Consider the following 14,021-nt stretch of genomic DNA (forward strand, 5'->3'; position numbering starts at 1 on the left):
TGGAGCGGTCGGGGAACACGGGGCGCCGGTGACCCCCCGAGGGCCTCGGGGCCTCTCACCCGGTGGGATGCCTCGCGGAGGCGGACCGGGCCTCCGCGAGGCTCCGGTCACAGGGCGGAGACCCAGTACCGGTCGAAGGTGAACCGCCCGTTGCCACCGGCGCCGTTGCGCGTGCCGGTGGTCTCGCGCGCCAGGGTGTACCAGGCGTCCACGAAGTCGGCGTCGTCGGTCCAGAAGCTGGCCGGGATGGCGTCCACGACGGGGTCGACCAGCGGGATGTACGCCCCCAGGTCGGTGATGGTGAGCAGGGCCGCCGCGATCGCCTTGGCCAGGGAGGAGTAGTTGGTGTCCCCGTCGTCCTCCATCATCACGACGTCGGCCAGGTTGTACTTGTACTGCGACCAGTTGACCAGGATCTGGTTCGGGTAGTACGTGGTCTCCGCGTTGTCGAGGTACGGGTGGGTCACCGTGTCGACGCGGACCTTGCCGTCGAGGCCGAAGCCGCTGACGATGCTGAAGATCTCGGCGTCGCCCTTGATCCAGGTCTCCTTGTCGTCGGCGACGTACACCGACGTGATCCTGGACGTCCAGTAGCCCGTGGCGGCGGCCGAGGCCGCCCCGGTCGCCGAGACGGCCGCCGCCGCGTCGGCCGTGGTGACGCCGGCGGCGGCGAGTTCGCGCTCCAGCACCTCCAGCCCGGCCTCGACGGCCTTCTCCCCGTCGACGCCGACGACGTACACCGGGACGTCGGGGGCCTCGGTCGCGTCCAGGGTGTGCGCCCGGCCCGCGCTGTCGTAGGCGGTGACGGCGGCGGCCTCGTCGTCGGTGGGGGCGACGGCGACCAGCGGCGCGCGGCGGGAGCCGGGGTCACCGGCCGGAGTGACGGTGAGGAGGCCCCCCACGCCGGGGGGCAGCCCCTTCGCAGCGAGAACGGACCGGTCCGCACGCGCCACGTCGGCGGCGAGCGCGGCACCGGCACCGGTGCGCGAGCCGGCGGCAAGGGCCTTCAGCCCGATGTCGTCCCCATCCGCGACGGCCCGGCCCACTTCGGCCCGCCATGCGTCGTCGGTGAGGGAGCGCGCCAACGCCCGCGCGGCGGCGTCCTCGGCGGCGCGCACCGGCGAGACCTTCGCCCCGCCGCCCGGCGCGGGCGCCGCCGTCGCGATGCCCTGGGTGGTGGTGAGCACGAGGCCGGCGAGGGCCGCGCCGCACAGGACCGTACGCACCTGCTGTCTGACGGACAAGACGTCCTCCTGAGGGAGTGGGGCACCCTGGGACTCCAGGGCACGCCGGGGAGACCGGCCGCGTGAGGGGCGACCGGCACAGCGTGCGGGTGGATCGCGACCATGATGGGGCACAGGACGTCTACGCGTATAGACCGCACTTCCCAACGACCGCGTGAACAAGGCGTGTTGGCGCACCTCACATCGGCCCCGGCCGCGCCCACATCACGCTCCCGGCGCGCCCCGAGGTGTCCCCGGGCGACGGCGAACGCAGGCTGGTCGCCCACGGGCAGCAGACGTGATCCGCGTCCTAGCCGACATGCGGTGACCGTGCGAGTCATCGCCACGCGCTACGGCAGGACCCCCGGACCTCAATGAAGCCGGCATTCCCACGGCTCGAAGTCCGGCTCACCCGGGGGCAGGTGTCCGGTGCAGTACTTGTAGAGCCAGACCGCCGCCCGGTGCTCAGCGTGCTTCTCGTTGACCGCCTCTCCCCGCTCGTCCAGTTCGAGGACGTTGGCGAAGACGGCGAAGCAGATCTCCATCTGGGAGGGGGACGCGCGCAACTCCTCCCAGTAGTCGATCCCTTCCAGCATCGGGTGGCCCACCGAGCCACGGGCCACCCACCCGGCGAACCGGCGGATGGCCCCTGAGGCACCATGACTGAGGCGTGACGGCACGCACAGAATCTGGCCGCACCGTGCCCGGAAGGCAGCTCCGCCCCCGGGCTACGACGCGGGGCCGGCGACCGCCCGCACCCAGGTGCGGTCCTCGGTCAGGTAGCGGTCCACCCGCAGCCCCGCCTCGGCGAGCGCGTCCTCGAACTGCTGCCGCGTGAGCGGCCGGGACAGGAACGTCTGCGTCCACGTGGCGTCGGGGAACTCGTACTCCGCGCGCACCGAGTTCACGCCGTCGCCCACCGGCTCCGCCGACACCAGCCGCACGGTGAACCCGGCCGGGTCGACCCGCTCGCGCGGCACCCGCTCGTGGTAGTCCTCGCCCTCGCGCTGGATCAGCACGCAGCCGCCCTCCGCGAGGTGCCGGACGCAGGTGCGCAGCAGCCCGCGCCGCACCTCCAGGTCGCCCGCGTGCACGAGGAACGACGCGAGCATCACCACGTCGAACCGCTCGCCCAGGTCGAGGGCCTCGATCGGGCTGCGGACCGTGCGCGCCCCGCGGACCCGGTCGAGCATGGCCTGGGACTCGTCCACCGCGGTCACGGTGAAGCCCCTCTCCACCAGCGGGTGGGTCATCCGGCCCACCCCGCAGCCCAGTTCGAGGACGCGCGCGCCCTCCGGCACGGCCCCGGCGACGATGTCCGGCTCGTCGCCGACCGGCAGCCGGGTGTACAGCTCGACCGCGCACCCGTCCGGCGTGATCGGCCCCGGCCCGGTCCCCGCGTATCCCGCTCTCATGCTCACCGTCATGCCCGTCCAACGGACGACCGTCGGTCACCGTTCCACCACGGCCCCCACCACGGCCTCCGGCGCTTCGCCCCTCCCCACCGGGGTCGCCCGACGGCCCGGTGACGCCGCGGAGGAGAATCGGCGCATGCGCATCCTGATCGTCACCGCCGGTTCGCGGGGAGACGTCGCGCCCTTCACGGGTCTCGGACGACGGCTGCGGGACGCGGGACACGAGGTCTCCCTGGCCGCCCACCCGTCCTTCGCCTCGCTGATCGACGGGTGCGGCCTCGGCCTGCGGCCCGTCCCGGGAGACCCGCAGGAACTGCTCCGCGGCTGGTCACGAGCGGCCACGCGGGACGAGGCCAGGGCACTGACCAGGGCCTACGCGGACGGACTCGCCGAGGGCGTGGCGGATGCCGTGGCGGCCGGGACCGACCTGGTCCTCACCGCCCAGGGCCCGTCCCCGCTCAGCCGGACCGCCGGTGCGGCGTTCGGCGTGCCCGTCGTCGGCACCCACCTCGTACCGTCCGTCGCCACGGCCGAGTTCCGGCTGCCCGGCGCGCGCGGCGCCGACGGCCCGGAGCCCGAGGGCAACCTCGCCGCGGGCCGGGCGGTGGAGCGGCGGACGGAGGCCGCGTTCGCGGGCGCGGTGACGCGGGTGCGCGCCCACCTGGGCCTGCCGGAGACCGGTCACGGCGCTCCGGAGGACACCGGGCCGGTCTTCCACGGCTACAGCCCGCTGGTGATTCCCCGTCCCGCCGACTGGCCGTCCCGGGCCGAGGTGGTCGGCTACTGGTGGCCCGCCCGGCCGGACGAATGGCGGCCTCCGGCCGAGCTGGTCGACTTCCTCCAGGCCGGCCCGCCGCCGGTGTTCATCGGGTTCGGCAGCATGGCGCCGGGTGACGGCGAACGGCTCGGCGAGCTGGTGACCTCCGCGGTCGAGCGGGCGGGCGTACGCGCGGTGGTGCAGGCCGGGTGGGCCGGACTGGGCGGCAGCGGCCCCACCGGTCCCGACGTCCTGGCCGTCGGCGACCTCCCCCACGACTGGCTGTTCCCCCGTACCGCGGCTGTCGTCCACCACGCGGGGGCGGGCACCACCGGGGCCGGGCTACGGGCCGGAGTCCCCGCGCTGCCCGTGCCGGTCCTGACCGACCAGCCGTTCTGGGCCGCCCGCCTGCACGGCCTGGGCGTCGCCCCGCCGCCCCTGCCGTTCCGGGACCTCACCGCCGAGTCGCTGGCCGCCGGGATCACCGCCTGCCTCGCCGAACCGTCGTACCGCCGACGCGCGGCCGCCCTCGCCTCCCGCATGGCCGCCGAGGACGGCGCCGGCGCGGTCCTCGCCCATGTCTCCGCGATGGACACGAACCGGAGGGATCTGCTGTGAACCACCGCCGACGGAAGAAGCTGGCGAGGCGCCTGGTCAATGCCGCGACGTTCGGCGACGCCGACAGCGTCCGCGCCCTGCTGCGGAGCGGGGCCGACCCGAACGGCCCCGACACCGAGGGCACCATGCCCCTGTACGCGGCGTCGGTCGCGGGGGCTACGGTCAACGTCCTCACGCTGCTGGCCGTCGGCGCCTCCCCGGACGCCGAGAGCGGCCACGGCGCCGAGGGCACACCCTTGTGCGCGGCCTCCTGCTGGGGTCACACCGACACGGTCCGCGCCCTGCTGGCCCATGGCGCCGACCCCGGCCTCCGCGAGGACCACGGCACGGGCCGCTCCCCTCTGGAGTGGGCGAGGGCCGGGCCCTACCCGGAGACCGTCGCGGTGCTCCTCGCCGCGGGGGCCGGGGCGTGAGCGGGATTCGAGGCCGGGCGGCTGCCGTCAACGAGGGGGTCTCAGCGCCAGGTCACCCCAAGCGCTGATCCGGCCGACGGGCCGCCAACTCCCCCACCACGGCGACGTCGTGCGACTCTCCGTCCCGGCCGCCCCCGCACCGCCAGACCGGCGGACCGATGAGACCGGCGGCTCCGGGCTCCCCCGTGTCGTTGGTCCCCGCCGGACGGGAGTGGAGGCCCGTCCTGTGCTCCGGGCAGGTCGGCCAGACCTTCCACAGCAACTCCATGACGGTCTCCTGCGCCGCCTCCGCGACCACGGCCAGGACCGTCGACGGATCCTCCGGCTCCGGGTCCCGCGCGTTCACCTGGTCACCGTGCCAACGCCCGTCCGGCAGCGCCACGTAGACGTCTTCCCGGTCGTGTCCGTCAGGGCGCGGGGCATCACCGGAGGGCGCCACCACCAGGACCAGCTTGTCCTGTCCCGGCAAGGTCGCCGACAGGTCACGATTGACCACGGCGAGGGCGGCCTCCAGCCCGGGCCACCGTCCGGACTCCGCCCGCCTGGGCTCCACGGCACGCTGCCGGTCATGACCAGGTCCGGCACCGGCACCAGAGGAATAGTTCACGGGGGCCATCGTCCCAGCGAGGATGGGCAAGGCATCATCCGGGAGCCCAAGGGCACCCTCAACTCCATGACGACCGGGCAAGGTCAACTCGTACAGCCACAGCCCTCGCGGCGTCACCCGCACCGCCACGTCGGACTCGGCGCCCCGGCGGGTCGTTCCAGAGCCCTCATCCTGGCTCCGCACCGTACCGCAGGGAGGGGAAATGTTTCGTACCGCCTCGGAAGGCGCGGGATGGTGGATCCCGGAGGGATGGGGGCCCTATCTGTTCTTCGGGTCACTCGCCTGGGTGTTGGTCATCATCCTCTACTTCCGAAAGCGCCAGAGGTGAAGCCCTCGCGACGCACCGTCTGAGGCGTCCCGCTGTGCGCGGCGTTCGTGCTTTCCGTAGCACCACGTGGACGCGCCGATCCTGCCCGAGCCCACCGACAACGGCCCCGCTACGCCTACTTGGCGGCCGACGGCGCCGGCAGGGCCGCCGCGTCTGCCGCGTCCGCACCGGCCACCGCCCGCGGCAGCCGCCACGCGGCCAGGAGGCCGAGGGCGGTGAGGGCGGCCAGGACCAGCAGCGTGGAGCTCAGCGAGGAGAACGCCGTTCCGGCGACCCCGGCGGCGACGGCGATCCCGAGCGTGGGCCCGACGTTCATGGCCGTCTGCTTCAGGCCGCCCACCACCCCGGCGTACCCGGGCGGCGCGCCGGCGACCACGGTTCCGGTCGCGGTGACCATCACGGTGGCGCACCCGGCCCCGACCGCCGCGAAGGGCACGGCCATGCCCGCCCAGGTGCCCGCCGGACCGAGTACGGACAACGCCGCGATTCCCGTGACGACCAGCCCGGAGCCGGCGATCGCGGTGCCGCGCACCCCGAACCGCCGCATGGCGACGCTCGCCACGGGGGCGCCGAGGATCATGCACGCGGTCAACGGCACCAGCCGGAGCCCGGTGACGAGCGGGTCGAGATGGAGTTCGTCCTGCAGATGGAACGTGGCCCGGAAGAGCGTCCCGAACAGACCGGTGTTGGTGACGAGCAGCAGCGCGAGCGAGGCCGTCACCGGCACGGACCGCAGCACGACCGGCGGCAGGACAGGATCGGCCACCCGGCGTTCGTGCCGCGCGAACACGGCCCCCACCCCGGCGACGGCGAGGAGTTCGAGCAGCGTCGGGGCCGCCCACCACCCCCGCTCGGGCACTCCGGCCAGGGCGTGGACCAGGACCGCGAGGGCGACGGCGAGCAGCCCTGCCCCGGGAAGGTCCAGCCGCTCCGTCCGGGCCCTGTCCGGCGCCGGTGTCGGCGCCGGCACCGGCGTGCGCACGACGAGGACCAGGGCGGCGATGAGGAGCGCGACCGGCACGTTGATCCAGAACGCCGAACGCCAGCCCAGGTGGGCCACCAGGACACCCCCGAGGAGCGGTCCGGCCCCCGCGGCGACGGCGATGGCGCTGGTGCGGATCGCGACGGGCGCGCCGAGCCGGTCCGGCGGGTAGCTCAGCCGCAGCAACGCGAGCGTCGCGGGCTGCAACAGCGCGCCGCAGACGCCCTGTACCACGCGCAGGGCGATCACCCCGTCCACGCCCGGCACCAGCGCGATGCCCGCCGAGGCGGCCCCGAATCCGAGCACCCCCGCCAGCAGCAGGCGCCGGTGACCGTACCGGTCACCCAGCCGTCCCGCGACGACCAGGAAGGCGGCCACCGCGACGAGATAACCGGTGCTGGTCCACTGGACCTGTGCCACGCTCGCACCGAGATCCGCCGCCAGGCTCGGCTGCGCGACGAGCAGGACGCTGCCGTCCAGGGCGACGATCATCGCGCCGGCCACGCTGACCGCCAGGGCGAGCCGACGCCGCAGCGGCGTGGTCACCGCCGTCACGAGGTCACCGGTCCGAGGTGGGCGTCCAGCACCGCCATGACCAGCCGGTCGCGTTCCTTGGCCGCCAACCCTACCTCCCCGAGCACGAGTTGAAGGCTCCCCCACGCCCAGAGCTGCGCGACGCCGTGCAGGTTGGCCCACAGCGCGGCCGCGGTCACCTCCGCCTCCTGCTCCGGGCAGCACGTGGCGACCATCCGCGTGAAGTGCTGGAACATCGGCAGGGTCGCCTCGCGCAAGCGCGGCTGCTCCCCGGCCGCCTGCTGCAACGTGCTGTCCAGCAGTTCGTGGCGGAACATCAGCTCGAACATGCCGCGCCGCTCGAGCGCGTACCTGACGTAGGTCCGCGCGATCGCCTCCAACTGACCCCGTGGCGTGGGCTCGTCGGCCGCCGCCGCCACGAACCAGGCGCCCAGGTCCTCGAAGCCGCGCCGGGCGATCGCCGACAGCAACGCGTGGTGCGTGGGGAACCAGCGGCGCGGCGCACCGTGCGACACCCCCGCCCGGCGCGCGATCTCCCGCAGCCCCACGGACGCGGACCCCTCGGCCAGCACCAGGTCCACCCCGGCGTCGATCAACCGCTCCCGCAGGGAGCCCTCACCAGACATGGACAGTGTCTACCACCGTCGCGTAGACACTGTCTACCTCGTGTGGTGAGGGCCGGCCCCGAGGGGTGAGCGACGCCGGTCCGGTCACGATCCGGTCAGGCGGACGCGGCGAGGCGGCGGCGCAACTCGTCGTCCGCGACGTCCTCCTGGTGGGTCAGGAACACCCACAGGTGACCGGACGGGTCCCTCAGGATGACCGTGCGGTCGCCGTGGAACATGTCGGTCGGCGGCTGGAGGATCTCGGCCCCGGCGGACTCCGCGCGCCGCGCCAGGCTGTCGACGTCCGGCACGAAGACGTGCAACGTGACGGACGTGCCCCCGCCCAGCGAGGCGGGTGCGGCGAAGGAGGCGGCCTCCGCCTCCTCCACACTGGCGTCGCCCAGCATCAGGGTGGACGGTCCGATGCTGATCTCGGCGTGCAGGACGCCGCCACCCGGGGCGTCGATCCGGAAGTCCTCCCTGGCGCCGAAGGCCCGCCGGCAGAAGTCGATCGCCGCGGCGGCGTCGTCGACCATGATGTGCGGGATCACGGCATAGCGGTAACGGTCGGGGATCCCGGCGAAGTCGCTGCGTTCGGTCATGGCGGACCTCCTGGACGAAGACGCCGCCGGCGGGTGCCCGCGGCGCGGTCACGAACCTAGGAACCCAAGCGCGCTTGAGGTCAAGCGGACGGGGAGGCGACGGCCTCGGACGACGTCGCCGTGCGCCGTGACGCGACCGCCGCTGCCCCGCTAGCCCGTTTGTCCTCGTGCTGGTGCACGTGAGGTGGTCGTCGGTGACGCTGTCGGAAGTGGCCCTCGGCGACGGGATGTCGCTGCGCAGGGGCGTGCCGACGGAGGAGCCGACACATGATGCACCGGATCGTTGCCCTTGCCGTGGCGGGTGTCGTGGCCGCGGCGGTCTCGGCCACGGCGGCCCCGGCGGTCCCGGAGGTCCCGGAGGTCCCGGCACGGGCGCCCGAAGGACCGGGGACCCCGGCCCCGGGACGGACCGCGCCATCCGGGCCCGCTCCTCACCCGCGCCCCGCGCCACACGACCACCACCCCGGGCCGCCCCAGCACCACAGACCTCCGCACCACCAGCCCTCGCACGCCGAGCCGCCCCAGCACCACAAGCCGCACCACCCCGGGCCCTCGCACCACAAGCCGCCCCACCACAAGCCGCCCTCGCACCCCAAGCCGCCGCACCACCCGAGGCCGCCCCACTCGCCGAGCCCGACGCCTCCTCCCGGTGGCGGCGGGCCCGGTGGCGAGGCCTGGGCGTGGACCCAGCTGACCAGCCACGGCACCCAGGTCCGTTACGTGTCCACCGACCCGAGCCAGACGTGTCCCACCCTGCGCTACACGCTGGGCGCCCAGGTGACCGTCACCCTGCGGCGGGTGAGCACCCCCACCGGGTCCCACTTCCCCACCACGGTCTGCGAGTCGGGCGCGCAGACACCGGTGCCCCTCGGGGCGGGCAACGCGCAGCTCGACCTGACGACGGTGCAGGCGGCGACGCTCCATCCGGCGGGCGGTCGTCTGCCGCTGCCGAGGTGGACCGTGACCACCCGTCCCCGCACGGTCGACGTCATCGGTGACACCGGCTGCGAACTGCCGGTGAACACGGCGGAGCCGGCGCAGTCCTGCGCGACCGCCTGGCCCTTCACCCCGATCGCGAACAGCATCGCCCGTGGGGCGCCCGACCTCGTGGTCCACACCGGTGACTACCTCTACCGCAACGACCCGAGCCGGGCGGACGACAAGGCCAGGAACCCGGGGTGCACGCTGCGCGCCGAGGCGGCGAGCTGGGCCTGTGTGGTGGCGGACTTCTTCCGGCCGGCCGAGGCGCTGCTGGCCGCCGCCCCCGTCGTGCTGGCCCGGGGCAACCACGAGGACTGCACGGGACAGACCGGGGGCGCCGGAGACGCCTGGTTCCGGTACCTCGCCGACGAACTGCGCGGCAACGGGACGTGCAGCCGCTTCCCGCCGCCCGCCACGATCCGCGCCGGCCTGCTGAACCTCGTCTCCGTGGACACCTCGTTCGCCGACCCGAACGACACCGGCAGCACGGCGCAGGTGAACACCTTCCTCCCCCAGTTCCAGGCCGTGAACCAGGCCGCGCGGCAGCGCCCGGCCGAGGACTTCTTCCTGCTCACCCACAAGCCGGTGTGGATGGTGAAGGCGGCGGGGCAGGCCCCCGGCGCGGTGACCTGGCTGACCCATGTCCTCGACGCGGCGGTGGCCGGCACCACCCAGCACCGCCTGGCGGACAACGTGCGCCTGGTGCTGTCGGGGCACGTCCACCTCTACCAGATGCTCGACTTCGACACCGTCCGTCCGCCCCAGCTGACCGTGGGCTCCTCGGGCTCACCGCCGGACAGCGGACCGATCGACGGCAACGTCACGGGACAGCCGATCGGCACGCCCCCTCAGCCGGTCCACCGGTCGATCACCCAGGTGGTGAACCCCTCGAACCCTCCGGCGGGCCTGGAAGGCGTCCACGGCTACGGTCAGCTCCAGCACGTCAACGGCACCTGGGACCTGACCTTCCACCGGACGGACGGTGGGGTGCGAGGCCAGGTCTGCACGCTGAGCACGAGTCTCGCCAACAAGTCCTTCAGCTGCCACTGAACTCCTCGTCGACGAGGGGGACCTGCCCGCACGTGGCCCGCCGACCTCCGGTTCTCAGCGGAGGTCGGCGGTGGTGAAGTGCTGCTGGTAACGCATGCCGTCGTCGGTGCCCCGCATCACCCAGAACGCGTCGACGTCCCGGCTCTTCGGGTTCAGGAAGCCGGCGGAGCCGAACACGACGTCCAGGTGCTGGTCTCCGTCGGTGTCGATGAGATCGATGACGGAGATGCGGTTGCGGGTCGGGCCACGGCCGGGGGCCGGGGTGTCGCTGCCCGGGACACCGGGGCTGTCGAGAGTGACCGCCTGCACCGCCGAGGCGTCCCCCTCCAGGAGGTTCGGGACCAGCCACACCACCCCGTTGTTGTCGTTGGCACCGGTCGCCGACGTGACCAGATCGGGCCTGCCGTCGCCGGTGACGTCGCCGAGCGCGGAGCCGCCCATGCCGGAGTAGTGCAGTCCCTCCTTCAGGCCGGGCGGCGGGGCGGCGCCCACCCCGTCCTGCTTCCCGGTCTCGGGCCCGGAGCGGGTGCTGAGCCAGTAGCCGACACCCAGGACCTTCCGGGTCGGATCGAAGCGTGCCGAGAACAGGTCGTCGGTCCCGTCGCCGTCCACGTCGCCGGGCGTCCCCCGAAAGCCGATCTCCGGACGCTCGCGGCGCTCGGCGAGCTTCAGCCCGTCGGGGCCGCCCTTCAGGTACTGCAGACCGCTGACCTGTACGTCGCCGTCGCCCTCCGACTCCAGGTCGAGCGCGTGGAACGTCAGGGCCAGGTCGGTCGCCTTGTCACCGTCGAAGTCGCCTGCCACGGCCCCGGCCGGAATCGAGTCCGGCCAGTGCCCGTTCTTCAGCTCCTGCGTGCGGGCCGGTTCCCCTCCGCGCCCGACCGGACCGAACCACACGGTGCCCTCCGGGCCCTCGGCCCCGCCCGGAAGGAACAGGTCGTCGTGGCCGTCCCCGTCGAAGTCCCCCACGGCCGCGAGGCTCTTGGCGGCCCCGGTCAGCGGCTTCGGGTCACCGACGCCCCGCGAACCGCCCCACAGCACGTCGGGCCTGCCCATCCGTTCCATCGCCGGGACCCGCAGCAGATCGGTGAAGCCGTCACCGTCGAGATCCGTGCGGAACAACTGGACGGGCCAGTACCCCAGCGTGGAGGTCCAGTCGGGCGACCTCGGCACCACCGTGCGCCGGCCCGGGTCCAACCCCTTCGCCGAGCCGTCGACGATCACCACGGTGCCGTCCTCCACCACCGCGGCGAGGTCGTCGTAACCGTCGCCGTTGAAGTCGTCGGGCCGGGCCGGCCCGGACGGCTTCGCTGCCGACGGCTGCGCCCCCTTCCCACTCCCGCCCGCCGCAGGACTCCGTGTCCCGCCCCGCTGCCCGGCGGCAGGGTCCTTCCCGGCGTCCCTCCCGGCGCCGCAACCCGCCGCCAGCAGCACGGCTGCCAGAGCGGCGGCGGCCAGACCGAACGGACGCCCAACCCCACGCCCCGCCCCCGCTCGCGGCGTCCGCGGCACCTGTATCGCACGCACCATGCGTCCTCACCCATCCCCCTAGGCAACCTGAACCACACCCTGGACTCGCGAGGGAGCGAAAGGGTTGTGGCCCTGAGGGCGCCCGGGCGGGAGCTCAATGGCCGCAGGGCGTAGGGGACTCCGGCTCAGGCGTCCTCGTCCCGTTCCCGAGCCACCAGCATTTCTGCGCTCTACCTGCGTTCGGGCAGGGACAGTTCAAGCTCCTTGGGGCCGTACACAGCGGCGTCCGCTCCTGTCGTCAGCGCCCATCGCCGCGGCCTGGCCGGTCCGGCCTCAGGCGCATGGCGAGCGGCAGCCAACCGACCGCCGCGCCGACCACGTACCAGAACAGGTCCGGCGCGTTGAAGGTCGAGCCGAGGACGAGACGGGCGGCGAGGCTGTGCCGGGAGAGCTCCGCGGGCACGCCGGTGAGCTGCGAGAACTCAACGGCCCAACTGACGGCTAGGGCGACCGTGGCAGCCTTCCACGGGGTCGTCCGGGGTGCGGCCAGGACGACCAGCGCGAGGAGCAGCAACGTGTAGAGGGCGCCCCCGCCGTACTTGGCGAGGCCGCCCGCCGCGACGGCCCTGAGGCCCAGCCCGGCCGCGACGATCACCAGAACGGTCACGGCAGCCACCAGTCGGGTCCGGCCCGGGTGCCGTCGCCGATCCACCAGTTGCCGCCGCACTCCGCACCGCCCGTCCCCAGGCCCACTCCAGGGCCTTGCCCGACACGGGACCAGGACGCGGGCAGTGGGCTTCCGGTTCCGGGCCGCTCCGCGCGGCCGACGCGGCTCACATGCCATGACCGGCGCACCCGGGCCAGGGTTCGCCGGTCGGAGCGGGCCGGTCGGAGCGCGTCGGCCGGGGCGACGGCGGTCAGGCCGCCGGGTCGGGGCTCTCCGGGATGGTACCCAGCGCCGCCCCCAGGTCCGAGAGGTCGGCGTTGAGGGCCGCCATCAGCTCCTCCATCTGCTGGAGCAGGCCCGCCGGCTGTTGCGGCACGCCCTGCATCCCCGACCCGCCCGGAACGAACTGCGGCGGCGGCACGGTCTCTTCCGACATCGATGTCTCCCAGCCCCGAGGGGCGCACACGGACGGACGCCCCGGCGGATGGTCCCCGGCGCGGAAGCCGGGTCGGCCCGGCTCCGCACCGGACAACGAACTCCGCAGGTGGCGGTAACTGCATGGGACATCGAACGGTCGCCAGGTTGACGCTTTTTCACTCTGGCGATGATCACGGCGAACGTGGGACCGGAGAGACACCCGAGGGGAACGGGAGGGGAAGGGGAAAGTGGCCGCCGGAGGGGCGGGCGTGCTCCGGGCCTGGGTTTCGGTGCAGGATGGGGGCATGGACCTGCGAATCTTCACCGAGCCCCAGCAGGGGGCTACGTACGACACCCTGCTCACGGTCGCGAAGGCCACCGAGGACCTCGGCTTCGACGCGTTCTTCCGTTCCGACCACTACCTCCACATGGGCGACGTCAGCGGCCTGCCCGGGCCGACCGACGCGTGGATCACGCTCGCGGGCCTGGCCCGGGAGACCAAGCGGATCCGGCTCGGCACGCTGATGACGGCCGGTACCTTCCGTCTGCCCGGCGTGCTCGCCATCCAGGTCGCGCAGGTCGACCAGATGTCCGGCGGGCGCGTCGAGCTGGGCCTCGGCGCGGGCTGGTACGAGGAGGAGCACAAGGCGTACGGCATCCCCTTCCCGAAGGAGAAGCTCGCCCGCCTGGAGGAGCAGCTCGAGATCGTCACCGGGATGTGGGCCACCGAGGTCGGCAAGACCTTCAGCCACCACGGGACCTACTACGACCTGACCGACTCCCCCGCCCTGCCGAAGCCCGCGCAGAGCAAGGTGCCGGTGCTCATCGGCGGTCAGGGCGCCAAGCGGACGCCGCGGCTGGCCGCGCGGTACGCGGACGAGTTCAACATGCCGTTCTCCTCGGTCGAGGACACCAAGGCGCAGTTCCAGCGGGTGCGCGCCGCGGCCGTGGAGGCCGGGCGGTCCGCGGACGACCTCGTGTACTCCAACGCGCTGGTGGCGTGCGTGGGCCGCGACGACGCCGAGGTGGCCCGCCGGGCGGAGAAGATCGGGCGTGAGGTGGACGAGCTGAAGGAGAACGGTCTCGCGGGCTCCCCCGCCGAGGTCGTCGAGAAGATCGGCCGGTATGCGCAGGAGGCCGGGTCGCAGCGGATCTACCTGCAGATCCTCGACCTGGACGACCTGGACCACCTGGAGCTGATCTCCTCCGAGGTGCAGAGCCGCCTCGGCTGACCACGCCGCCGACACGTCGGTCGACGCCGTCGCCTCGGCGGACGCCGCGTCGGCGCGGACCGTCGCCGCGATAAACAAGGGCGCAGGTCGGGCCCGTTGTGCGATCGTGAGCGGCGTCGT

14 protein-coding genes are annotated in these 14,021 nt (G+C 73.7%); 4 read left to right on the forward strand and 10 right to left on the reverse strand.

Features of this window, described 5'->3' with window-relative positions:
- Positions 1-107: 107 nt before the first annotated feature.
- The 3 genes from ACFRAV_RS10565 to ACFRAV_RS10575 form a co-directional block, all read right to left on the reverse strand.
- A complete protein-coding gene (locus ACFRAV_RS10565) occupies positions 108-1,244 on the reverse strand; it encodes a DUF3103 family protein (RefSeq protein ID WP_382553550.1) in 1,137 nt (378 codons plus the stop codon).
- A 350-nt stretch (positions 1,245-1,594) separates the two neighbouring features.
- Entirely contained in the window at positions 1,595-1,819 is a 225-nt protein-coding gene (locus ACFRAV_RS10570; RefSeq protein WP_382553552.1) for a hypothetical protein, read from the reverse strand.
- Positions 1,820-1,951: 132 nt separating this feature from the next.
- Complete coding sequence (locus tag ACFRAV_RS10575) at positions 1,952-2,638, reverse strand: class I SAM-dependent methyltransferase (protein ID WP_382553554.1); 687 nt, start codon at positions 2,636-2,638, stop codon at positions 1,952-1,954.
- Positions 2,639-2,774: 136 nt separating this feature from the next.
- On the opposite strand from ACFRAV_RS10575, the gene ACFRAV_RS10580 reads away from it, so the two are divergent.
- Both ACFRAV_RS10580 and ACFRAV_RS10585 read left to right on the forward strand, forming a co-directional pair.
- Positions 2,775-4,013 (forward strand): glycosyltransferase, encoded by a 1,239-nt coding sequence (locus ACFRAV_RS10580; RefSeq protein WP_382553557.1) that lies wholly within the window; start codon positions 2,775-2,777, stop codon positions 4,011-4,013.
- Entirely contained in the window at positions 4,010-4,426 is a 417-nt protein-coding gene (locus ACFRAV_RS10585) for an ankyrin repeat domain-containing protein (protein WP_382553559.1), read from the forward strand. Before ACFRAV_RS10580 ends, ACFRAV_RS10585 begins: the two co-directional genes overlap by 4 nt.
- A gap of 52 nt (positions 4,427-4,478) precedes the next feature.
- Here ACFRAV_RS10585 and ACFRAV_RS10590 read toward each other — a convergent pair whose 3' ends face one another.
- From ACFRAV_RS10590 to ACFRAV_RS10605, 4 genes are all read right to left on the reverse strand, one after another.
- The gene (locus ACFRAV_RS10590; protein ID WP_382553560.1) at positions 4,479-5,033 is read right to left on the reverse strand and encodes a hypothetical protein; all 555 of its coding nucleotides are present in this window, start codon (positions 5,031-5,033) and stop codon (positions 4,479-4,481) included.
- Between the two features lie 443 nt (positions 5,034-5,476).
- Positions 5,477-6,835, reverse strand: coding sequence for an MFS transporter (locus ACFRAV_RS10595; protein ID WP_382553670.1), 1,359 nt, complete (start codon positions 6,833-6,835; stop codon positions 5,477-5,479).
- Positions 6,836-6,894: 59 nt separating this feature from the next.
- Positions 6,895-7,503, reverse strand: coding sequence for a TetR/AcrR family transcriptional regulator (locus tag ACFRAV_RS10600; RefSeq protein ID WP_382553562.1), 609 nt, complete (start codon positions 7,501-7,503; stop codon positions 6,895-6,897).
- A 95-nt stretch (positions 7,504-7,598) separates the two neighbouring features.
- The gene (locus ACFRAV_RS10605; protein WP_382553564.1) at positions 7,599-8,084 is read right to left on the reverse strand and encodes a VOC family protein; all 486 of its coding nucleotides are present in this window, start codon (positions 8,082-8,084) and stop codon (positions 7,599-7,601) included.
- A 720-nt stretch (positions 8,085-8,804) separates the two neighbouring features.
- Here ACFRAV_RS10605 and ACFRAV_RS10610 point away from each other — a divergent pair.
- Positions 8,805-10,115 (forward strand): metallophosphoesterase family protein, encoded by a 1,311-nt coding sequence (locus ACFRAV_RS10610; protein ID WP_382553566.1) that lies wholly within the window; start codon positions 8,805-8,807, stop codon positions 10,113-10,115.
- Positions 10,116-10,169: 54 nt separating this feature from the next.
- Here ACFRAV_RS10610 and ACFRAV_RS10615 read toward each other — a convergent pair whose 3' ends face one another.
- The 3 genes from ACFRAV_RS10615 to ACFRAV_RS10625 form a co-directional block, all read right to left on the reverse strand.
- Positions 10,170-11,645 carry an FG-GAP repeat domain-containing protein gene (locus ACFRAV_RS10615; protein ID WP_382553568.1) on the reverse strand — a complete coding sequence of 492 codons (1,476 nt, stop codon included), beginning with the start codon at positions 11,643-11,645 and terminating at the stop codon, positions 10,170-10,172.
- Between the two features lie 238 nt (positions 11,646-11,883).
- Positions 11,884-12,261 carry a DUF2809 domain-containing protein gene (locus ACFRAV_RS10620; protein WP_382553570.1) on the reverse strand — a complete coding sequence of 126 codons (378 nt, stop codon included), beginning with the start codon at positions 12,259-12,261 and terminating at the stop codon, positions 11,884-11,886.
- 241 nt (positions 12,262-12,502) lie between these two features.
- Positions 12,503-12,688 (reverse strand): hypothetical protein, encoded by a 186-nt coding sequence (locus tag ACFRAV_RS10625; protein ID WP_382553573.1) that lies wholly within the window; start codon positions 12,686-12,688, stop codon positions 12,503-12,505.
- A 286-nt stretch (positions 12,689-12,974) separates the two neighbouring features.
- Between ACFRAV_RS10625 and ACFRAV_RS10630 the strand changes: the two genes are divergently transcribed.
- A complete protein-coding gene (locus tag ACFRAV_RS10630; protein WP_382553575.1) occupies positions 12,975-13,901 on the forward strand; it encodes an LLM class F420-dependent oxidoreductase in 927 nt (308 codons plus the stop codon).
- Positions 13,902-14,021 lie beyond the last annotated feature (120 nt).

This window comes from Streptomyces sp. NPDC056600 (assembly GCF_042792855.1).
Taxonomy (GTDB): domain Bacteria; phylum Actinomycetota; class Actinomycetes; order Streptomycetales; family Streptomycetaceae; genus Streptomyces.